Below are 21,511 nucleotides of genomic sequence, written 5' to 3' on the forward strand. Positions count from 1 at the left end.
AACAACATAGACTCATAGCAGCTATCTCCAAAACAAGAAAGCACATAGCACAACTACCTCTATGCCTATCACTCCGAGAAGAACCCGCCACACTAGCTTTCTACTAATTACACTTTTTTTATGTTTATGATCATAGATCACTTGATTCTCATGATTCATTATCCCTTACTTTTATTGCATTAAAACATTGGGCTCATGCGTACTGCATACAATACATAGACCTTGCCCCAAGGCAATATCCATGATCAGCTCTTCAGTTGCCCTTCCATCGACACCTCCACGGTAGATACTACCTGCATTGAGCTGGTTGAGCCAGTATAGCTCTCCAGACCGCTCATCGATCACTACAGCATAAGCATTGCTCACGCCATCTTCCTCGTCATACACGGTCTCCAGTTTCATGGCACCATCCAGACTTCCTCTCAGTATGCGGTCAGCATAGGCCGCTCCAGGTAAGGCATTGTCCGTGATAAACAACTCTCCTGTCCCCTCACTGATAGCGATACCATAGGGATTCAAAAAACCGCTCCCTCCGGCATAGATGAGCTCTGTGGTACTGTTTTCGGTTAACGAAACTCGCCACAACTCATTGTCTTCGTACTCGACCCAATAGAGGTACCCTGCCGACACCTCTAGATCAACCCCCCATGGACCATTCAATCCATCACTCCTATCAAACAAAGTGTCTACTGGCCCCAGTCCATTGGCTGGTGCAGACAAGATCAACTGATCATAGGGCTGTGTCCAGTACAGTCGCTCTGTATCCATGACCAGTTCTACAGGGCCATAGCTCCTGAGCGGTGCAGTATAGAGCACCTCTGGGTTGCCACTACCGTCCCAGGCTCCACGGAGTATCTGACGGGTAGAAAAATCAGTCCAATAGAGCATCTGATTGGGCTCATCCACGACCAGGGCAGTCGGTGTGTCCAGCCCCTTGAGGCTGCCATACACCACCTCAGTCTGGAGCAAGACATCGTCTTGATATACAGCTCTGAGAATCTGGTGATCTGCCATACTCGTCCAGTAGAGATAGGTATAGTAAACCGCCACCTCTGGGAGATCCTCTTCCGAACAGGATGATATCGCGAAAATAAAAAGTATGGAAAGTAAAAAAATATTATGTTTCATGGATTCAAATCCTGTTGACTAATGTAGTAGTCATCTATTTTGTTTGTCAGCATCCATTGTTATGGCTGTATTATTTTTTACCAGTCATCTCAAGATACAAAGCGATCTACCACGCTATCCGAACTACTATGTCCTACCGCAGTGACGTGTGTCCCTATGACAGAGCTGCGGATACTACCTACCCATACGTATGGGTAGGTAGTATCCGCATGTATGAGCATGCATCACCCCACGGTGAACACGACCCCTGTGATCCCTGTACGCAAAGTCTTGGTTTTATATGCCGTATTTCGGATCTCTATGCGATAGTCTCCTGCCTCCAGCGTAGGCGCCATCAGACTTAGTGTCTGGGGTTGATTGATCCGGATACGCTCGGCTTTGATCTCTGTCCCACCTGACTGACTGACGAAAAACACGCCTTCTTCCTCTGTGTTGTCATGGATCTTGAGATACTCTCCTTTGATCTCCAATGCCTGACCTGAGGTGATTTGTTTGTTTTCGGTATCACTGCCCCAGTCGTATACACTCTCGATCTCTGGTGATCGATCATCCGCTTTGATGTACTGTAGTGTGACATCTAACCCTCGACTGAGCATCTGCTGCTTCAGCGAAGTGATCACATTGAGACTGTGACGTGCGGTATCGAACCGGTCATCTATGGTGACGAACACCCCTCCGATGCTAAAACGGACACTGATGTACTCATCCGCATAGCCTTCCCCTTCGCCGATCCAGTCTGCTATCTGACTCCAGTAGGCATCTATGACGGCATTGGATTCGGTGGGTTTCAGAATGGACCCTGACCCTGTCATCGCTAGGATCATTTCTTCACGTGTATGTATAGTGACCGCATGGGGCACACCGACATAGTCATCTGGTATGTCCTTGGTGATCTTGTTTTCTCTCAGAGTATATTGTAGTGACATAGTCTTGTTGTTTTTTAGTATATGAGATAGTGAAAAACCACCAAGACCTAAAAAAATCCTTAGTGGTATGATAGAATTAATACCTGACAGGTTTTGAAAACCCGTCAGGTATGGACTAAAAAAGGAAGCGTGTACCCATCAGTACACGCCTATACAAAATAGAATATAACTTACTCTGGCAGCACTTCGCCGATTTCTAGGTCGAAGAAAGATCCATTTAAAAATCCATCAAAAAGAACCTCTACAGTTTCACCATCCAGAGTAGAGCGCATCACCTCACTGTCTGATTCACCTTCTGTGACTTGTGTATTCATCCAAAACACATATCCATTTTCCAGATCAATCTCCATATCATAAGGTGATTTGACATAGTCTCCTGAGGAAACAATGGCTTCCAAATCTCCACTACCGTCTAGGTTACCTACTAGGATTTCACTAGTACCTCCAAAACTTACCCCATTGTTAGAAACATAGACTTTTTCGTTATCTGAATCAATAGCAATGCCTGTAGGATAGTACAAACCATCCGCATCATCGAATAATACGACTGCATCAGTAGAACCATCGATACTTCCAGCCATAATTCTAAAATAGAATGTATCCGTCCAGTAGATTTTATCCTCAGAGATGCTCAACTTGATTGACTCAACCCCAAACTGATCAGTAGTAACTTCATAGATCACTTCTTCCTCTGCGGAACCATCCATAGGTATTTTGTTGATATAGGCTGTTCCATAATCAGAAGAAAATGCACAGAAGTAAAGCATCTGATTCTCTGTATCCAAAGCAACATCGTAGAAAATATAATTATCAGGAGCTAACACAGTCTCTATTGTCCCATTGCCATCTACAGAGGCACGGTATATACCATCCCCCGACCAGTACACATATCCACCTACAGCATCTACAGCTATACCAAAAGCACTACGTGCTTCAGGATGATCTACTGTAGGGTAAATATTAGTAATAGTAGCACCTGTTTCATTGATCACTCCCTTGTGTATCCCGTCGATAGTTGGCCAGTAGACCGTCTTTACATCTACAGGTATTTTGTTGATCGTATAGCTCAGGGTCATGTCTGCCGTAGCTCCCTCTCTGCTGACACTTACTTGCACTTCTCCCTCGGTCATGCCCTCTGGCACAGCCGTCGTGATGGTCGTAGCAGTCACCGCAGACACAGTAGCTATTGTCTCGCCAAATTTCACCTCGATCACGTCGATGCTCTCTCCGAAATTCTGTCCTGTGATCACTACCGCTGATCCAGGGAAGCCATTGGTAGGACTCAGACTGGTCAACACTGGATTACCTATAGATGTATCTACTACGAAATCCATGGACGACTCCAGCTCTTCGCCATTGGCCATCACGATGATGTGACCATCCTGCGCCTTGGCTGGCACCTCTACTACGAGACTAGTCGCTGTACCCTTTATGAGCGTGGCTGTTTCATATATTTTGGTCGCTTCACCTCCAGTAAGATCATCCCCTGCGTAGAACTTCACTTCGTTTTGGCTATAGTCGGGATTAAATCCTGTCCCTGTGATGGTCACTTGCTCCCCGATACGTGCCTTGGCTGGATCTATGGCTGTGATGGTGAGTTCTCCTCCTCCAGGCACTTCTCCACCCTCATCCTCTTTGCAACTACTGATCAGGGTGACCATTGTGATCAAAACTGCCAACATCGTGGCAGTGACTTTCCCGGTATAATTTTTCATCGTTCTAGTATATGTACTCTTATTGTTCGATTTCATTTTGAATTCTTTATGAATTAAACCCTCCAAGGGGTTCAGAACCCCTTGGAGGGTTATTGGATATTAAGCTTAAATGATACCTGACAGGTTTTGAAAACCCGTCAGGTATGGACTAAAAAAGTAAGCGTGTACCCATCAGTACACGCCTATACAAAATAGAATATGACTTACTCTGGCAGTACTTCGCCGATCTCTAGGTCGAAGTAATTGGCAAAATTGAAATCATCAAATAAAACTTCCACAATCTCACCGTCCAAACTGGCACGGTTCAATTCTGTTTCTCCCATTTCATTTTCATTCGTTACATTTAACCAAAATACAAACCCATTCTCAGTATCGATTTCCATATCAGAAGGAGCGCGAACATTGTCACCAGGACCTACTAATGTTTCTAAATCACCTTCTCCATTTAAATTACCAACGTAAATTGTACTCTCAAGCCCAGAACTAAGTCCGTTATCAGCAATAAACAACTTGCTACTTTCTCTATCAAAAGTAATTCCTGATGGCCCCACCAATCCATCTGTCGCATCAAATAATACTTTTGCTTCCACTGTTCCATCTAGACTGCCTTCCCATACTCCTAAAGTTTTTCCTCGATCCGTCCAGTACAATTTATTGTTAGCGACATATAGTTTAGGTGAAACTGGGCTAGGCCCCTCATGTTGATTACTACTTGGGTTGAAATCTCTATCAAATACATATAGCGTATCCAATGACTGTGTACCATCGAGACTCCCTTTTATAATATAACTATTGGTAGTTAGTACCGGCTTAAAGCTATCTCTGGCTGTAAAGTAAACTGACTCAGAAACTTTGTCTATGGCAATATCTCCCGTAGAACTAATACCCTCATACAACAACTCCACTGGTCCTTCTCCATTGATAGGAGCCTTGAAAATATTGCTTTGGTCTGAAAAATAAATTTGCCCACCATCAACATCAACCTCTATACCATTCGCACTACCAAAATTTTCATCTGCGTCAGCATATAACCTAATGATGATAACACCAGATTCACTAATTATACCACGGTAAATACCATCAGTTGCTGTCCAATAAGCTGTTTTCACATCTACGGGTATTTTGTTCACCGTATAGCTCAGGGTTTTGTCTGCTGCTGTCCCCTCTCTGCTCACATTTACTTGCACTTCTCCCTCGGTCATGCCCTCTGGCACAGCGGTCGTGATAGTCGTATTGGTCACTTCGGATATGGTAGCTACTACTTCGTCAAATTTCACCTCGATCGCCTCAACACTTTCACCAAAGTTTTCTCCTGTGATCACTACTTCAGCTCCAGGGTAGCCATTGGTCGGACTCAGGCTAGTCAATACGGGATTACCTATGGATGTATCTACTACGAAATCCATGGACGACTCCAGCTCTTCACCATTGGCCATCACGATGATGTGACCATCCTGCGCCTTGGCGGGCACCTCTACTACGAGACTAGTCGCTGTACCCTTTATGAGCGTGGCTGTTTCATATATTTTGGTCGCTTCACCTCCAGTAAGATCATCCCCTGCGTAGAACTTCACTTCGTTTTGGCTATAGTCGGGATTAAATCCTGTCCCTGTGATGGTCACTTGCTCCCCGATACGTGCCTTGGCTGGATCTATGGCTGTGATGGTGAGCTCTCCTCCTCCAGGCACTTCTCCACCCTCATCCTCTTTGCAACTACTGATCAGTGTGACCATTGTGATCAAAACTGCCAGCATCGTGGCAGTGACTATCCCGGTATAATTTTTCATCGTTCTAGTATATGTACTCTTATTGTTCGATTTCATTTTGAATTCTTTATGAATTAAACCCTCCAAGGGGTTCAGAACCCCTTGGAGGGTTATTGGATATTAAGCTTAAATGATACCTGACAGGTTTTGAAAACCCGTCAGGTTTAGTGGTAAAAAGAAACCCTGCTCCCATGCGAATGACACACCAGTGCTCTGGCATATTGCAAATAACCTTTGCGGGGTAGCGCTAGTATGGCATAGACTAAGCTGCCGAATCTCTCTCTGAATCAGAAAATCAAATTAAAACTGCTCCCAACCTAAGTCCCAGTTGGTACCCTCTATTGCATCGCCATCTTTACCAAAGGCTCCACGGAAGTCGACAGAAACGCAACCAGAAAGTAAATTGTGAGAGAAATCTGAAGGCTTTTCTGTGTCAGGAACAAAGTTGGGAGCTGTCAAATTCCAAGCTGACGCACTCAACCCGGTAAGATCCGTAAGGGAAGTACCAGCTCCAGTGTTAGTAGCATTGCTTGATTCATTGTGATAGTTTGCAATAAAGGCAAAATCAAAAATACCTACATTGGTCCCCTGCGCATTGAATGGGCTAAATGTAGGGTATACCAAAGTCACGCCTTCCACACTTACCACATCATCCGTAGTACTGTTATCGTCATTATCAAAATCAGCTATAGTTTCTAATTCCAACTGATAGTTAGGGTAACCCGTGATAATAGAGTTGAACAAGTTCAACTCACTGCCATCCCTGATCAATACACCAGAGTTGTATGCAACGTTCACAGCACTACTAGAATTAGGCCCAATTGGTCCTATCACAGTGAAGTTAGAGAAAGTAGCATCAGTGAAGCTACACCCTGAAGCATCATCATTGTCTCCATTAGATTCAAATCCACCTGTAGGCAAAGAAGAAAACACACTAGGATCTCTCAAAGAAACCCCAAACTGGATGTGTCCACTGTAGCCCTGATCTGTATCGAAATCATCGTCCTTATTGAAAGAAGCGATCAAGTAGCTCGCATTGACCGTACCTCCGAAGAACTCGAAACCGTCATCCAATCCATGTGTCACTTGTACGTGATCGATAGTCGTACCGCTACCAACACCACCTAGTGTCAAACCGTTGATCTCATCACCATCTACCAATACGTTACCCGCATACTCGATACGTACATACTGTAGTGTACCAGAGTTGTCTGCATCGTTGGCTCCACCATAGCCATTGTCACCAGAGGCAGAAGTAGGAATTCCCTCGATTGCTGTCGTACCGTCGAAACAAACAGGAGCTTTACCTAAAATGATCACTCCACCCCAGTCTCCTGAAGCAGGCGTAGTTTCATTAGAAGTAAATACGATCGGAGCGGTAGAAGTACCTGTTGCTTCGATTTTTCCACCACGCTCGATTACCAAAGTACCTGGAGGTGTTCCTGTTGCTGGATTGCCAGACAAAGTACCTGTTTCTCCTTTGATCAAAGTACCTGACTCTATGGTCAAAGTCACTCCACTAGGTACACGGACAAATTCGTCTAGGATATATACAGTGTCTCTGTCGAGTGTTCTGTTACTTAAAACACCACTTAATGTCACCTGAGGTGCAGCAGCAGCCGACCCTTTAAAATCTGGCTGAGGTGAATCTAACAATTGATCTTGGCAAGAAGTAGTAGCAACTGCTACCAACACTCCCAAACCTAATACTAGCTGATTAAATTTAAATGTTTTCATTATTGAAAATGGTTATTTACTTTTGTCTTTACGTTTTAATTATTCCCACTGGCTCTCAGTCGGTGGGCGACTGGTCTCACTACTGCCCTCGGCGGTGTGAGGCTTTTTTGTTTCTCTACTTCTCTACAGTCATGGTATTCTCTCTCATTTAAGGTTTTATATGATTTTAGTATTGATCCTTAGTCTGACTAACTTTTCCAAAGTTTGAGACTTTGGAAAAGTTCAACATTGCATTAAAACTCAACTTTGAGTCCTAGGGAATAATAACTCCCCGTCTCATACTCTCGGGTGATATAGTCAAAGCCATAGCGAGTGTCCAGCCCATAGTAGTTCACCTCTTGTATTTTCCCTTCGTCAAACTTCCCGTCCATGTTTTGGTCTCGGTACTGCACGATCTTGGCATTGAGCAGGTTTTGCACACCTGCCTTGAGCGTGAGCGAAGGGGTAATCTGTTGCTGCAGCACCAGATCTAGTGTCGTGCGTCCTTGCTCATAAATGGGTGATACCCGCGGGCCTCCCGCTGCAATCATGCGCTGGCCAATGCTATTGACTAGTACACTGAAGGTAGTGCCCCACTCTGGCTGCTCGAAGTACAAGCTGGCATTGAACACATAGGGCGCTGCTCCCACAAATACACGTGGCTTACCATCGGCCGGTACTTCGGCAGAGGTACTGTCCAACTCCAGTACTTTCACCTCATTTTTCATCACGGCATAGTTGGCAATGATGGAAAAATACTGCATCGGCTTCCAAGGAATAAAGCCCAAGTTTTTGCGAGCTTCCAGCTCTATCCCTTTCACTGTAGCCTCAGGGGAATTGACAAAATAGAGGTAGCGATTGCCAGACTGGAAGCTAGTATTTGTACGATCGGCCAACTCTATGATGTTTTCCATACCCTTATAAAACACACCAACCGCAAGAAATTCACCAGGTGTAGGGTAGTACTCCCATCTCAGGTCGTAGTTGTGAATAGTAGCATCTTGCAGCCCAGCATCACCAAATATGCGACTGTTGATTTCAAAATCGTAATAAGCAAATGGGGCTGACTCCCGGTAGGCTGGTCGATCTATGGTCTTGCCATAGGAGGTTGTTATCCGCATGTCATCGGAGATGTTCCAGTTGAGACTGGCAGATGGCAGCCAGTATTCGTTGACTGGCCCACTAGTGAGTGTATCACCCACAGGCAAGCCTGTTTTGCGATCATAACCGTATGTGGTGATCAGCTCTCGATCCAGCTCATCGAAGAGCTTGCGCGAATAGTACTCATAGCGCATGCCCACATTCACTTGTAATTTTTTGTTAATCGGTAGCTCCGTGCCGATATAGGCAGCTGTATAGTCATTGACCGCTCTAAATAGTCCTTCACTATAATCCCTACCAATATACGTCCCGCCAGTAAAGCCGTCACCATTGACATCATCGGGATCTATGACTAGTGAATCGTTGACAATATCACTCAGCTGATACCATGGCGCCTCTATTGTACCTGTAGAGTAGATGTCTGAACCGCCTGGGTTGCTATAGGCCAGATAATAGTACCAACTTTCGAAGCTTCGCTCCTGAGACTGATGCATGGTGCCTGCTTTGACCAGATACTTGTCCCAGAGCTTCACTCGGTAGTCTAGACCGTAGCTGGTTCCATCTTCTTCTGTGAAGACCGAGCCTCTACGCAGTACCGCGTCTCCAGTGCCTCTGATCTGGTAAGTACCAGAGGAAATCGTAGCGTCAGCCACATCGAAAGTATGTGACTGCAGGTCTGGTGTAGCACTGGAGGAGAAGTTCTTTCCCACCCGCCAGTCGATCTCATGCGCACCTAAGGTGTGTTGTCCCCCTAGTTGTACGGTATACAAGTCCTGCACCGTGTACTCATAATTGACCTCACGTGTTCTGTTAAAATTATCATTTGTCACATACTCATTTTTGTCCCGGATATTGGTACGGTCGTCTACCGTGTGGTTATAAAACCCCGTAAACTCCAGTCGATGATGATCGTTGATTTTCAGTCCCAGCGTCTGCAAGGCACTGATCCGTAGATTTTCCCGATAGAGACTGTCCACCCCTTCAAAATCCAGTTCTTCTCTTTCTGCTCCCTCTATATCATTCTGAGGTATGGAATTTCCGTTGGTATAGCCCGTCACAAACTGACTCTGGGTCGTGTAGTTGAGTGAGGTTAGGTTATTGAGCCTAGCGTTACCGATCTTCCAGGAGTCATAGTAGTTGATGCCCAGTCGCTTGTCAAAATCAGTCTTTTTCTTTTTCAAGTCATAGGGCTTAGGAAAATTGAGCGTGAGATCACGCAGTGCATAGGGGTTTTTATCAGGGAATAAGTAAGAAGGGTCATACAGCCGCCGGTCGTATTCCCGATCCTCCAGACCACCACCCCACCAGTCACTTGCAGAGGAGCCACTATTGGTATAACCGTCGGCATAGGAGGAGCCTGGTCGGTACTGTGCAGAAAATCCAATTTGTATTCTTCTCGCTGTATTGGATTGTTTGGTAGATACATTGACAAGCCCCCCTGCAAAACCTCCTCTCAACTCAGGAGCTGGGCTTTTATAAACCAGAATATTATCAATCAATCCACTGGGCAATAGATTGAAAGAAAAAGCCCGTTGATCTGCCTCTGTGCTAGGTGCCATCATACCATTGATATAGGTCATGGTGTAGCGCTGAGACATGCCTCGGATCAGTACAAAGTTGTTCATCAGATTGACTCCAGGTACTCGCTGCATCACATCCGCTGCATCTCTGTCTAGCGAGCGGGTGATCTGCTGGCTGGAGATACCGGTGAGTACGACATTGCTGCGCTGGATCTCGCTCATCAGCGAGATCTCTGTGGAGTTTTGGATCGGAGCAAACTGAACTGGGATATTACCTCTCACGACGACCTCTCCCAGCTCAGTGGAGCTTTGGTTTAGGGGTATTTCTATCACAGATGTATTGTTTTGGAGGACTTTGACCTCCTCCAGCCGACGGGTCTGATAGCCCACGAAAGAAACTACCACTGTATAGACTCCCACAGGCACTTCCCTAAACTCGAAAGTACCGTCCACACTCACGGTAGTGCCTAGTCCAGTGCCCTCTATCCGAACTGTAGCGCCTATCAGCGCATCGCTGTGGCTATCTGCATCGTAGACCTTGCCTTTGAGTCCTCCAGTCTGTGGGGGCATTTTTCGCTTGATCACCACGCGACCATTCATGACTTTGTAACTGAGATTGTTTGTCGCTAGAATATCGTCGAGGATCCTGCTACCCGTGACCTGATCATAGGTAGCATTGACCAAAATTCCTTGGATATCTGTTTCACTGTAGATGAATTTGGCACTCATTTTTTGTTCCAGTTGCATGAGAACGCTCTTGAGAGAGCACCCATGACACTGGATAGAAACCTGCGCATCGAGTACGCCCTGAGCTGCCTGTAACGGTGAGACTCCTAGCCATAGTAGCACCAGAAGACTCATTAGTTTTTGGAGATTTTCACTCCTTAGAAACCACCTATGCGGTAATTTTTTTTTCATAGTTTTGTTGACTTACTTATTATTAAACATACAAGGGGTGGCTGTTGGCGCAGCTCCCCTTGTTCTTTATTTTTCTTTGATCAAGATGCTCTTAACACCTAGAGGCTCCACTTCAAAAGGGTACAACTCCTGCATCATCCGCAATATCTGATGTAACTCTAGCCCTGTAAAATCTCCTGAAAAAGGATGTGTCCTAAGCGACTCAGCTTCTAGATTAATCTCCACCTTGAAGTAGTTTTCGAGATACCAGACAATCTCTTCCATCGAGCTATTGTCGAAGCTAAGACTACCTCCTCTCCAATCCGTATAGAGAGATAGCGCTCGGTGATCCCTGTACAGCTCCTGACCTCTGCGTACCAATCGATCGCCTGGCAACATAGTAGCCAGTACATCAACGGAGTTACTTACCTGAACTTTCCCTGTTTTAACAAGTACCTCATATGCTTCTAGATCGGGAAGTGCTTTGACATTGAAGGAGGTTCCTAATACGCGTGTGTTCCAATCTCCAGCATGCACTACAAATGGCTTCTCAGGGTTTTTCTCTACTTCGAAGAATGCTTCTCCCGTGAGATCTACTCTCCGCTCCTCCCCTAGAAAGAGATAATTGTAGCTCAAAACACTACCTGACCTCACCCAGACTTTGGAACCATCTGGCAGATCTACGACGAGCATCTTGCCTTTGGGTACTTCCACACTTTTGGTCGCAAGCGTGTAGAGCTCTTGATAGATACTCTGTCTATACGCTACCATGAGCCACGTAGAAACAAGAAGTATCGTTACAACTGCTGCCCAACGGTATGGCACCTTAAGTTGACGCTTGTAGTCTATTTTTTTCGTGATTTTTTGCCACATCCTAGCACCAAGTTTCACCTCATGGTTTCGGACATAGGTCAGATGTAGATCATCCTCTAGCAGATCAAAGTGCTCATACCACGTATCCATTTCCTCCCTTTCAGTACCCGTAATGGTATTCTCAGCAAAGCGATCTAACAAATACTTGATTCTATTCTCATCCATATGCTACGCCGCTATTTTGGCGTTCACACATAGAGTTACCCCAGAGCTTCACTTCCCTAGGTCGATTTTATTATGCTATCATTAAAAGAAAAGTAACGGAGTAACAATTAGATAAAGTACCAGTTGATGCCTAGGGAGTCCTCTCCTGTATCAAGTGTATGGGGTGACTTAGGCCTGAGCACCTGTCATCGTATAAAAAAACAAACTAGCCAGTAGATAATCTGGACAGTGGTTGCGCAAATATTGGAGAGAATAATTGATATGGTACTCCACCGTTTTGTCAGTGATGCCCATGCGATCAGCAATCTCCTTATTGCTCAAAAAATCCACCCTACTCAACTCAAACACACGACGAGATTTGTTCGGCAGACATTGAATGAGCTGCTCTATTTTGTCCAATAGATCTCCTTGGACTACACTGCGCTCCAATTGTTGATCTGACTTAATTGCCTGATACTTGATCTCCGCATGATGAGCACTGTGACGGTACAGGTTTCTAAAGTGCAGTAATATTTTATTCTTTACAGAACCATAGAGATATGCACTCAATGACCTTTCGATTTCCACTTTCTGTCGGTTCTCCCAGAGCTGAACAAAAACCTCTTGAACCATCTCTTCTGCCAAATATGTATCATCCAACCTTTTGTAAACATGTATATACAGTGGTTTCCAAAAATGAGCATAGATCGCTTCAAATGCCTCTCTATCTCCTTTTTTTAGTGCAGGTATTAAATTAGCATCACTACTTGTGTCGAATATCATATTGAAGCATAAGTTGGAGTACACCAAATTTATGTATCAACATCAGATCGATCTATAAATATCCTTTATGAAAACATTAAATTTAGAAAAATATAAAGTACAGCGCTTTAGACCATAATTGATAATGAAACATTGAAGAAATCAAAATCACTAAATTCTTCAAGCTGTGAAACTCTTTTTATACCTTGAGTTTGAAAGGAAACTGTGAGGCATATAACTTATCAAAACTAGCCACGTTTCTATTGTCTTTTTAGACACATCTAATCTGAGGACGCCTAAAAGTAACCATGGAAGAAAACACCGAGAAAAATGAATATTCACCTCAGGAGCAGCAGCAGCTATTTGATCACGAGTTCATGCCTCAGCTCAATGCCCTATACAATTTTGCTTATAAACTAACCTATGACGAAGATGACGCCAAAGACCTAGTTCAAGACACCTACATGAAGGCGCATCGTTTCATCAATTCTTTTCAAAAGGGAACTAATGCCAAGGCATGGTTGTTTCGAATTCTGAAAAACAGTTTCATCAACGAGTATAGAAAGAAAAGCAAGCAACCCTCCAAAGTCGACTATCAAGAAGTCGAGGGATACTACAACTCCGAAGGAACTGATAAGCCATCCGTCACGACAGACCTACGTGTAGATACTGTCAAGAACATGATGGGAGACGAAATCACCAATGCGCTCAACAGCCTAGATGTAGATTTTAAAACCGTCATCATTCTTTGTGACCTAGAAGGTTTCACTTACGACGAGATGGCAAAAATTTTGGATATCCCGATCGGTACAGTAAGGTCTCGGATACACCGAGCAAGAAACCTACTCAAAGAAAAACTAGCCAACTATGCGGCTAGTATGGGGTATTAAGACAACAAGAACAGTAGAAACCGTGGGATTAAAACAGTACATACACAACATAAAACTCCAAACAGGGATGGCTAAATGCTCTGACTACATCGCATTGATTCATGATGTCATAGACAACCAATCTTCTCCTGCACAAGAAGTATATCTGAGAAGACACTTAAAATTGTGCTTAAAATGTGTAGATAAACTAAATTTGGAGCAGGAATTAAAAAAAGCCATTCAGCACAAGATGACAAACAAAGAAGTCCCCGCTGGGCTGGCAGAGTCTATCCGTAGTAAAATCGAGAAGTCAACTTTCTAAAAGCCTCATGCACCAAGGAAAAGCCATTATATTCTCAGCACCGTCTGGTTCTGGAAAAACGACCATTGTCAAACACCTACTGTCACAAATCCCCGAACTGGCATTCAGCATCTCTGCATCCACTCGAGACAAAAGAGGTCGTAGTGAGACTCACGGGAAAGATTACCACTTTCTAAGCCCCGAGGCGTTCAAAGAAAAAATAGACAAAGACGAATTCATCGAATGGGAAGAAGTCTATGAAGGCAATTTCTACGGCACACTCAAATCAGAAATCGACAGAATCTGGAGCAACGGCCAGCACGTCATATTCGATGTAGATGTCAAAGGCGGTCTAAACCTTAAAGAATACTTTGGCGACAATGCACTAGCTATCTTCGTCAAGGTTATAGACATGGAGACGTTGGCAGAGCGCCTCAAAGACCGTGGAACAGAGGATGAAAAAAGTCTATCACGAAGACTCTTCAAAGCCAAATTCGAGATGTCCTTTGAAAACAAATTTGACCAAGTCATCATCAATGACAACCTCGAAGAGTCTTTTGCCGAGAGCAAAAAAATAGTGCAAGCCTTCTTAAATTCATGAATAACATGCGCAGTGTAGGCTTGTTTTTTGGATCATTCAATCCCATTCACATCGGTCACATGATTATTGCCCAGGCGGTGATCGATGCGGGCAGTGTAGACGAACTATGGTTCATCGTGAGTCCACAGAACCCTTTCAAAAAAAACAGCAACCTGCTTCATGAATTTGACAGACTAGAAATGGTCGAAGCTGCGATTCAAGACCAACCGCAGATGAAAACATCTGACGTAGAATTCAACTTACCAAAACCGAGCTATACCGTCCAAACTCTAGCCGTACTATCCGAAAAACATCCAGACAAATCATTCAAACTTATCATAGGTGAAGACAATTTGACACATTTTCACAAGTGGAAAAACCACGAAGAAATTCTAAAACATCATCAGCTCATTGTCTATCCACGTCCTAATGCTCGTGCACCCAAAATAGACATAGAAGATAAGGCGGACTTTATCAAAGCGCCCATGCTGCACATATCGGCGACTTATATCCGTGAAGCCATAGAAAAGGGGCACTCGATCAAATACCTAGTGCCCCCTGAAGTAGACTATCTCATTAAGAGTAAAAAGCTCTACAATTAGATCGTCATAATATCCTTTTCCTTTAACACGAAAAGCTCATCGATTTTAGCTACATGTGCATCAGTGATTTTTTGAACCTCGGCTTCTGCAGTTTTGATCTCATCCTCTGACGCGCCATCTTTCAGTAGTTTTTTCAAGGACTCATTGGTGTCCTTACGCACATTCCTCAAACTGATTTTACCATTTTCTGCTTCATTTTTAGCTTGCTTTACTAAATCACGTCTTCTATCCTCAGTCAATGCTGGTATATTGATACGAATTTGCTCCCCATCATTCTGCGGATTCAATCCCAAATCACTATTCATGATGGCGCGCTCGATCTCAGCGATCATATTTTTTTCCCATGGCTTCACAGCGAGTGTCCTAGCATCAGGTGTATTGATGGAGGCTACTTGAGTGATCGGTGTTGGACTACCATAGTAATCCACCATCAAGCTATCCAACATGTTAGGCATGGCCTTTCCTGCTCGTATTTTGATTAGCTCTTGGCCACAGTGGGTTACAGATTTGTCCATTTGTTCTTTGGCTTCATCCAAAAACATTTCGATCTCTTCCATGTCTTAATTCTATCTATGTGTTATTATAAATGTATGCTTTATGAAATTAAGGTTCCTACATCCGCTCCTTTGGCGATTTCTAATAGATTCCCTTTTTTGTTCATATCAAAAACGATAATAGGCAGATTATTTTCTTGACATAACGTAAATGCCGTCATATCCATCACGTTTAGCCCTTTTTCGTACACCTCTTGAAAACTAATGTCCTGATAACGGGTGGCGGTAGGATCTTTCTCTGGGTCAGCGGTATATACACCATCCACTCGTGTACCTTTCAGTACCACATCTGCTTCTACTTCGATGGCTCGCAAACTGGCCGTAGAATCAGTCGTAAAATAAGGATTGCCAATACCCGCACCGAATATAACGATACGTCCTTTTTCGAGATGCCTCACTGCACGCCTCTTGATAAATGGCTCACAGACCTCCTCAATTTTGATACCTGACATGAGTCTCGTATAAAGCCCTGCTCCTTCTAGTGCAGACTGTAGCGCCATTGCATTGATCACGGTCGCTAGCATACCCATGTAGTCTCCCTGTACACGATCAATTCCAGAACTTTCGGCCTGTACTCCTCTGAAGATATTACCACCACCGATCACAATCGCCAGCTCTATACCTTCGTCGTACACTTTTTTGATGTCCTGGACATACTGTTCCAGTCTTGAAGCGTCTATCCCATACTGATTATCGCCCATTAATGCTTCACCACTCAGCTTCAATAATATTCTTTTGTACTTCATCTATCAGGTATTATTCCTATTTGTGTTTCAAATCCTACAAATATAGAATGGAATTCGACATCATTTAAAATATCAAAAGAATTTTGCCCTTCTCTACGGACTCACCTACTGCGGTACACAAACTTTTGACCACACCATCTATTGGACTTTTGATAACATTCTCCATTTTCATGGCCTCTAATATAAGAAGTGGATCTCCTTTTTGGACAGTCTGTCCCTCCGCTACGAGCATATCGAGTATTGCCCCAGGCATAGGTGCCCTGACCTCATTATCTCCTGATCCAGCACCTTTCTCAAAACCTATTTTTTCCAAAACTAAGTCTAGCTCATCTTCAACAGCCGTAGTAACGGCTACTCCGTTGATCAGCATATTGACCACTTTTCTATCTCTATCGATATGCACCACTTCCACCATGTAGGAACCACTACCATGTAATACGTGATAGTTGACAGGTGTCTTTTGATGAATATCGAGCATGACTGATACTCCGTTTAATAAAAAAGCACCATCAACTTTTTCAAGTTCGATGGTGCTTTTACCTATTGTTACTTTTTTCATTTTTGGGTGTTTGACATAAAAATAACGTGACTATGTCAATTTACCCCATATACTGTCTGTTATTCTCCTGTCAACTGTATCGGCCGACTCATACTCTCATCTAGGGAAATAAACGTCTCCGTTCGATCAATACCATCTACTTTCTGAATCTTGTCGTGCAATACCTGACGCAGGTGATTGGTGTCACGACAATGAATCTTGATAAAAATATTATAATTACCTGTTGTATAGTGTATCCTCACTACCTCAGGGATACCCTTTAGCTCTTCTACTACAGAATCATACAATGAACTACGCTGCAAATAAATCCCGAGGAAGCATGTGACATCAAACCCTAACTTGGAGTAATCTAGTTGTAAGGTTGTACCTCTCACTACGCCCATTTCTTCGAGTTTTTTCATTCTTACATGGACAGTACCTCCCGAGACATATACCTTTTTGGCTATCTCTGTATAGGGAGTTTTCGCGTCAATCATCAGGTGAGAAAGGATTTTCAAATCCACTTCATCAATTTCATAATTTTTCGGCATGATTTACAAGTCATTTTATTAATTACTCAACAATTATAAAGATTTATTAGACCACATATAAATTATTAAATGTTTTTATGAAATATTTTTAATATTCCGAGTGTTTACTATAAATTTGTAATCACAAAGGAAGGGAAAAGAAGTTCTCTTAGATACTTTGACATAATGTAGGGTGATGAAACAGGCAGCCATGCCCCCCTGTCTCGGGGGTGGAGATAAGGAATAAATCCCGTCAAGGGGCTAACCGCTCCGTGGAGGTTCGAATCCTTCTCCTACAGCTATCATTTTTGGGTTAATGTTGTTTAATGAAAGAGTCTGGTTTTACCAGACTTTTTTCATTTTCTGCAAAACTAACTCCTTTCCACCCTTTTTTCACAGTCCTTTCTTTGCTATTCCGTTTTCTATAGTCATATTTATCATGAATAGTGACCTAGCCTACCATTACCCAAAGTGATTATTAAAGACAACGAATATGAAAAATTACCCTTGGTTCAAACAGTACCCTGATGGGATTCCACATAAGATAGATGCTGACGACTATTCCTCATTAGCCGATTTGCTAGATCGCGGATTCAAAAAATTCGCAAACTCTCCAGCCATGGAAAATATGGGGAAGGTGCTTAGCTACCAAGAACTCGAAACCCAGGTCAATCACATGGCGAGTTACTTTCAGCATGAAACCACTCTTGAAAAAGGTGACCGCATTGCCATCCAAATGCCCAACCTACTGCAATATCCCATCGCGATGTTCGCTGCACTCAAATGTGGACTGGTAGTCGTCAACATCAACCCGCTATACACCGCATCGGAGATGAAGCATCAAATCAATGATGCTGGAGCCAAAGCCATCCTTATCGTAGAAAACTTTGCATTCAATCTAGAGAAAATCCTCTCAGACACACCTATTGAACTAATCATCACGACGCAAGTCGGAGATGTATTGGGAGGCCTCAAAAAAACCATCGTCAATTTTGTCGTGAAGCGGATTAAAAAAATGGTTCCTTCATTCTCATTACCATCAGCTATCTCCTTCAATGATGCGATCAAGCTAGGCAAGCAAAAACATTTTCGTCAAATAGAAATCGACGGTGAGGATCTTGCCTTCTTACAATACACTGGCGGTACTACAGGTGTAGCCAAAGGTGCAATGCTCACCCATCGAAACTTAGTAGCCAACCTCCAACAAGTCAGCGGATGGCTCGAAGTAATGCTCGAAGAAGGGAAAGAAATTGTCATCACAGCTCTCCCTCTTTATCATATTTTTGCATTGACGAGCAACTGCTTCACGATGTTCAAGTATGGAGCACACAACGTCCTCATCACCAACCCTCGCGATATGCCTGCTTTCATCAAAGACATGAGCAAGCACCAGTTCACGGTTATCACAGGAGTCAACACACTATTTAATGGACTACTCAATCAGGAAGCTTTTGCTAAACTTGACTTCAGCAAACTAAAAGTGGCCATAGGAGGCGGTATGGCAGTACAGAAAGCGGTTGCCGAAAAATGGGCTGCTGTGACAGGCTCATTCTTAGCAGAAGGCTACGGGCTAACCGAGACCTCCCCCGTACTCACTGTCAACCCTCTCAACGGCAACCACAGAATAGGCACTATAGGCGTACCCATGCCTAGTACTGAGATCAAACTCATAGCAGAAGATGGCACTGAGGTAGGCTTTGACGAACCGGGAGAACTATATGCAAAAGGCCCCCAAATCATGAAAGGCTACTGGAACAGACCAGAAGAAACCAAACATGTCATGGAAGGGGAATGGTTCAAGTCAGGCGATATTGCTACGATGGATTCAGACGGATTTATACGTATTGTGGATAGAAAAAAAGAAATGATACTGGTTTCAGGTTTCAATGTCTATCCGAATGAAATAGAAGACACACTTGCCGCTCATCCTAAAGTGTTAGAAGTAGGGGCTATAGGTGTCCCAAGCAAAAGGTCAAACGAAGCGGTCAAAGTATTTATCGTAAAGAAAGACAACTCTTTAACAGAAGAAGAGATTAAAACCTATGCTCGCGAAAACCTCACTGCATACAAATGTCCTAAACATGTGGAATTCTGTGACGAACTACCGAAATCAAACGTTGGAAAGATTCTCAGACGTATCCTGAAAGAAAATGACGCTAAAACCAATACCTACGATTAATTAACATTAAGAAAATAAGCCTTAGCGTATTTTCTATTATTTTAGCTGCTAGTTTCAACATTAAGAATAATCATTCCCGTTATTAATTATGAAAAAAATCATACTAACCCTCATCCTCATAGCACCCCTATTGGTGCAAGCACAATCTGACACGACCTATTGGAACAAAGGTGGTAATGTAGGTCTAACGTTTAACCAAGCGACTTTAAAAAACTGGGCAGCAGGTGGTATCAACACTTACTCTGGTGGAGCCTATTTCTTTCAGTTTTTTGATTACAAAAAAGAAGGCGTATTCTGGCAAAACACAATAGACCTAGGTTTCGGTTTTATCAAAGAAGACAAGGTAGATAGTAAAAAAGCAGATGATAGGTTAGTGATTACCTCACAGTACGGCAAAGAAATGGGAGAAGGAAAATGGTACTATAGCGCAATGGTTGATTTCAGGACTCAGTTCGCTCCAGGGTACGATGATCCAGAGCAAAATAATAAAATCTCTAGCTTCATGTCTCCTGGCTACCTCTTAGCTTCTGTAGGTGCTGATTATAAACCTAACGACAACTTTAGCGCTTCATTTGGTCTTCTTTCTGGCAAACTGACATTCGTCATGGATGATGACCTAGCAGACGCTGGGGCTTATGGAGTTGACGCAGCTGAAACTGACGGCACTGGCGCTATTATAGCTGGTACTGGCAAAAACATGAGGGCAGAATTTGGAGCAACTATAAAAATCAATTACAACAAAGAGATTTTTAAAAACACTACCTATAGTACCAACTTGTTGTTATTCACCAACTATATGGAGAATACCGACAAGATAGACGTCAACTGGGAAAACACCCTGACCATGAAGGTGAATGATTTTCTATCAGCAATGGTTTACATCCAAACGATCTACGATTATGACATTAAATTTTATGACCTAGATGGAGCAGGAGAGCCTATCCTGTCTACAGAAGAAGCTAGATGGCAATTCAAAAGCATTCTTAGCTTAGGCCTTTCTTACAAATTCGGAGGCACCCGAGGCTAATCAAACGACATTTCAAAGGCCAGCTTTTAGCTGGTCTTTTTTTATACCTCACGATCAGACATCCTATCTATGTCCCCCAAAAGGAAAGTGCTCTTCATCGCCAATCCTATCTCTGGCCCAGGAGCCAAACTCAAGTTACCAGCCCTAATCACACGACATCTCGACAACCAACGCTTCGACTGGACTATATACAAGACCAAACAGCGTGGTGATGCTACAGAAAGAGCGCAAAAGGCTGTTCAAGAAAATTTCGACCTAGTCGTCGCTGTAGGAGGAGATGGCACCATCAATGAAGTAGCCCAAGGGCTAATTTTTACAACCATGCCCATGGGCATCATACCCAACGGATCTGGCAATGGACTTGCAAAACACCTAGGTATTTCTGACCACATCCCTACTGCCATCTCTCAACTCAATGACTCGCAGACCACCCCCATAGATACTGGATGGTTCAACGATCAACTATTCCTCAACGTAGCAGGTATAGGATTCGACGCACAGGTCGCACATGCATTCGATAACCATGATCGCCGAGGCTTACTCTCCTATATCTGGTTATCTATCCGCGAGTACCTACAGTTCACTCCGCAGGCAACGGAACTAATCGTAGATCAGCTAAAAGTAAAAACTACTCCATTCATCATCACAATCGCTAATGGCAGCCAGTACGGCAACAATGCCTTCATCGCCCCTCATGCTTCCTTAGAAGATGGTCTATTGAACCTAACCATTGTCGCTCCCTTAAACATTGCACGTTGTTTAACCTTCCCGTATAAACTATTTACCAAATCCCTAAGCAATAGCAAACACACACAGTTGATGACGGCAAAAAAAATCGTCATCCATACGTCAGCAGCTAAAGCGCAGATTGACGGAGAAACTATCGCGGCTCAAGCCACCAACACTGTAGAAATCAAACCCAAATCGCTGCTAATTTTCGCTCCCAAAATCTAAAAAGACACCTATAGAAAACTTCAAATAGACTTTTGTGCTACACAATGAATATATTTGTTAGAACCAGATAGTGATCTAAAGAT

The 21,511-nt window shown here is 43.5% G+C and carries 19 protein-coding genes; 7 read left to right on the forward strand and 12 right to left on the reverse strand.

Going from position 1 to position 21,511, the window contains the following annotated elements; genetic code table 11:
- Nucleotides 1–171: 171 nt before the first annotated feature.
- From BUB99_RS12140 to BUB99_RS12175, 8 genes are all read right to left on the reverse strand, one after another.
- A complete protein-coding gene (locus BUB99_RS12140; RefSeq protein WP_073122786.1) occupies nt 172–1,128 on the reverse strand; it encodes a YncE family protein in 957 nt (318 codons plus the stop codon).
- A 224-nt stretch (nt 1,129–1,352) separates the two neighbouring features.
- On the reverse strand, nt 1,353–2,054 hold the full coding sequence (locus BUB99_RS12145) for a DUF4469 domain-containing protein (RefSeq protein WP_073122787.1): 702 nt from the start codon (nt 2,052–2,054) through the stop codon (nt 1,353–1,355).
- Between the two features lie 170 nt (nt 2,055–2,224).
- Nucleotides 2,225–3,769: an IPT/TIG domain-containing protein gene (locus tag BUB99_RS12150; protein WP_170863796.1), complete on the reverse strand. Its 1,545-nt coding sequence runs from the start codon at nt 3,767–3,769 to the stop codon at nt 2,225–2,227.
- A 203-nt stretch (nt 3,770–3,972) separates the two neighbouring features.
- Entirely contained in the window at nt 3,973–5,556 is a 1,584-nt protein-coding gene (locus BUB99_RS12155) for an IPT/TIG domain-containing protein (RefSeq protein ID WP_170863797.1), read from the reverse strand.
- 279 nt (nt 5,557–5,835) lie between these two features.
- Nucleotides 5,836–7,272, reverse strand: a complete 1,437-nt coding sequence (locus BUB99_RS12160; protein WP_073122790.1) for a hypothetical protein — start codon at nt 7,270–7,272, stop codon at nt 5,836–5,838.
- A gap of 233 nt (nt 7,273–7,505) precedes the next feature.
- Nucleotides 7,506–10,790, reverse strand: coding sequence for a TonB-dependent receptor (locus BUB99_RS12165; RefSeq protein WP_084190529.1), 3,285 nt, complete (start codon nt 10,788–10,790; stop codon nt 7,506–7,508).
- 66 nt (nt 10,791–10,856) lie between these two features.
- A complete protein-coding gene (locus BUB99_RS12170; protein ID WP_073122792.1) occupies nt 10,857–11,807 on the reverse strand; it encodes a FecR family protein in 951 nt (316 codons plus the stop codon).
- A gap of 168 nt (nt 11,808–11,975) precedes the next feature.
- A complete protein-coding gene (locus BUB99_RS12175; RefSeq protein ID WP_073122793.1) occupies nt 11,976–12,569 on the reverse strand; it encodes an RNA polymerase sigma factor in 594 nt (197 codons plus the stop codon).
- 287 nt (nt 12,570–12,856) lie between these two features.
- Between BUB99_RS12175 and BUB99_RS12180 the strand changes: the two genes are divergently transcribed.
- The 4 genes from BUB99_RS12180 to nadD all read left to right on the forward strand — a co-directional run bounded on the left by BUB99_RS12180 (nt 12,857) and on the right by nadD (nt 14,900).
- Nucleotides 12,857–13,438, forward strand: coding sequence for a sigma-70 family RNA polymerase sigma factor (locus BUB99_RS12180; RefSeq protein WP_073122794.1), 582 nt, complete (start codon nt 12,857–12,859; stop codon nt 13,436–13,438).
- 67 nt (nt 13,439–13,505) lie between these two features.
- On the forward strand, nt 13,506–13,739 hold the full coding sequence (locus BUB99_RS12185) for a hypothetical protein (protein ID WP_139280994.1): 234 nt from the start codon (nt 13,506–13,508) through the stop codon (nt 13,737–13,739).
- Nucleotides 13,740–13,746: 7 nt separating this feature from the next.
- Entirely contained in the window at nt 13,747–14,319 is a 573-nt protein-coding gene (gene gmk / locus BUB99_RS12190) for a guanylate kinase (RefSeq protein ID WP_073122796.1), read from the forward strand.
- Entirely contained in the window at nt 14,316–14,900 is a 585-nt protein-coding gene (gene nadD / locus BUB99_RS12195) for a nicotinate (nicotinamide) nucleotide adenylyltransferase (protein WP_073122797.1), read from the forward strand. Before gmk ends, nadD begins: the two co-directional genes overlap by 4 nt.
- Here nadD and frr read toward each other — a convergent pair.
- The 4 genes from frr to BUB99_RS12215 form a co-directional block, all read right to left on the reverse strand.
- Complete coding sequence (gene frr, locus BUB99_RS12200; protein WP_073122798.1) at nt 14,897–15,457, reverse strand: ribosome recycling factor; 561 nt, start codon at nt 15,455–15,457, stop codon at nt 14,897–14,899. The genes nadD and frr overlap by 4 nt on opposite strands.
- A gap of 38 nt (nt 15,458–15,495) precedes the next feature.
- Nucleotides 15,496–16,200, reverse strand: coding sequence for a UMP kinase (gene pyrH, locus BUB99_RS12205; protein WP_073122799.1), 705 nt, complete (start codon nt 16,198–16,200; stop codon nt 15,496–15,498).
- Nucleotides 16,201–16,264: 64 nt separating this feature from the next.
- Nucleotides 16,265–16,759: an acetyl-CoA carboxylase biotin carboxyl carrier protein subunit gene (locus BUB99_RS12210; RefSeq protein ID WP_073122800.1), complete on the reverse strand. Its 495-nt coding sequence runs from the start codon at nt 16,757–16,759 to the stop codon at nt 16,265–16,267.
- 59 nt (nt 16,760–16,818) lie between these two features.
- Nucleotides 16,819–17,289 (reverse strand): Lrp/AsnC ligand binding domain-containing protein, encoded by a 471-nt coding sequence (locus BUB99_RS12215; protein WP_073122801.1) that lies wholly within the window; start codon nt 17,287–17,289, stop codon nt 16,819–16,821.
- A gap of 472 nt (nt 17,290–17,761) precedes the next feature.
- On the opposite strand from BUB99_RS12215, the gene BUB99_RS12220 reads away from it, so the two are divergent.
- From BUB99_RS12220 to BUB99_RS12230, 3 genes are all read left to right on the forward strand, one after another.
- Nucleotides 17,762–19,447 (forward strand): AMP-binding protein, encoded by a 1,686-nt coding sequence (locus tag BUB99_RS12220; protein WP_073122802.1) that lies wholly within the window; start codon nt 17,762–17,764, stop codon nt 19,445–19,447.
- A gap of 88 nt (nt 19,448–19,535) precedes the next feature.
- A complete protein-coding gene (locus BUB99_RS12225) occupies nt 19,536–20,474 on the forward strand; it encodes a DUF3078 domain-containing protein (protein WP_073122803.1) in 939 nt (312 codons plus the stop codon).
- A gap of 69 nt (nt 20,475–20,543) precedes the next feature.
- Nucleotides 20,544–21,428: a diacylglycerol/lipid kinase family protein gene (locus BUB99_RS12230; RefSeq protein WP_073122804.1), complete on the forward strand. Its 885-nt coding sequence runs from the start codon at nt 20,544–20,546 to the stop codon at nt 21,426–21,428.
- Nucleotides 21,429–21,511: the final 83 nt, after the last annotated feature.

The organism is Reichenbachiella agariperforans, from assembly GCF_900142205.1.
Classification (GTDB): Bacteria; Bacteroidota; Bacteroidia; order Cytophagales; family Cyclobacteriaceae; genus Reichenbachiella; species Reichenbachiella agariperforans.

Excerpts from the sequence above, each read along its gene's own strand:
- BUB99_RS12140 (WP_073122786.1), bottom strand. The coding sequence starts at position 1,128 with ATGAAACATAATATTTTTTTACTTTCCATACTTTTTATTTTCGCGATA.
- BUB99_RS12145 (WP_073122787.1), bottom strand. The coding sequence starts at position 2,054 with ATGTCACTACAATATACTCTGAGAGAAAACAAGATCACCAAGGACATA.
- BUB99_RS12150 (WP_170863796.1), bottom strand. The coding sequence starts at position 3,769 with ATGAAAAATTATACCGGGAAAGTCACTGCCACGATGTTGGCAGTTTTG.
- BUB99_RS12155 (WP_170863797.1), bottom strand. The coding sequence starts at position 5,556 with ATGAAAAATTATACCGGGATAGTCACTGCCACGATGCTGGCAGTTTTG.
- BUB99_RS12160 (WP_073122790.1), bottom strand. The coding sequence starts at position 7,272 with ATGAAAACATTTAAATTTAATCAGCTAGTATTAGGTTTGGGAGTGTTG.
- BUB99_RS12165 (WP_084190529.1), bottom strand. The coding sequence starts at position 10,790 with ATGAAAAAAAAATTACCGCATAGGTGGTTTCTAAGGAGTGAAAATCTC.
- BUB99_RS12170 (WP_073122792.1), bottom strand. The coding sequence starts at position 11,807 with ATGGATGAGAATAGAATCAAGTATTTGTTAGATCGCTTTGCTGAGAAT.
- BUB99_RS12175 (WP_073122793.1), bottom strand. The coding sequence starts at position 12,569 with ATGATATTCGACACAAGTAGTGATGCTAATTTAATACCTGCACTAAAA.
- BUB99_RS12180 (WP_073122794.1), top strand. The coding sequence starts at position 12,857 with ATGGAAGAAAACACCGAGAAAAATGAATATTCACCTCAGGAGCAGCAG.
- BUB99_RS12185 (WP_139280994.1), top strand. The coding sequence starts at position 13,506 with ATGGCTAAATGCTCTGACTACATCGCATTGATTCATGATGTCATAGAC.
- gmk (WP_073122796.1), top strand. The coding sequence starts at position 13,747 with ATGCACCAAGGAAAAGCCATTATATTCTCAGCACCGTCTGGTTCTGGA.
- nadD (WP_073122797.1), top strand. The coding sequence starts at position 14,316 with ATGAATAACATGCGCAGTGTAGGCTTGTTTTTTGGATCATTCAATCCC.
- frr (WP_073122798.1), bottom strand. The coding sequence starts at position 15,457 with ATGGAAGAGATCGAAATGTTTTTGGATGAAGCCAAAGAACAAATGGAC.
- pyrH (WP_073122799.1), bottom strand. The coding sequence starts at position 16,200 with ATGAAGTACAAAAGAATATTATTGAAGCTGAGTGGTGAAGCATTAATG.
- BUB99_RS12210 (WP_073122800.1), bottom strand. The coding sequence starts at position 16,759 with ATGAAAAAAGTAACAATAGGTAAAAGCACCATCGAACTTGAAAAAGTT.
- BUB99_RS12215 (WP_073122801.1), bottom strand. The coding sequence starts at position 17,289 with ATGCCGAAAAATTATGAAATTGATGAAGTGGATTTGAAAATCCTTTCT.
- BUB99_RS12220 (WP_073122802.1), top strand. The coding sequence starts at position 17,762 with ATGAAAAATTACCCTTGGTTCAAACAGTACCCTGATGGGATTCCACAT.
- BUB99_RS12225 (WP_073122803.1), top strand. The coding sequence starts at position 19,536 with ATGAAAAAAATCATACTAACCCTCATCCTCATAGCACCCCTATTGGTG.
- BUB99_RS12230 (WP_073122804.1), top strand. The coding sequence starts at position 20,544 with ATGTCCCCCAAAAGGAAAGTGCTCTTCATCGCCAATCCTATCTCTGGC.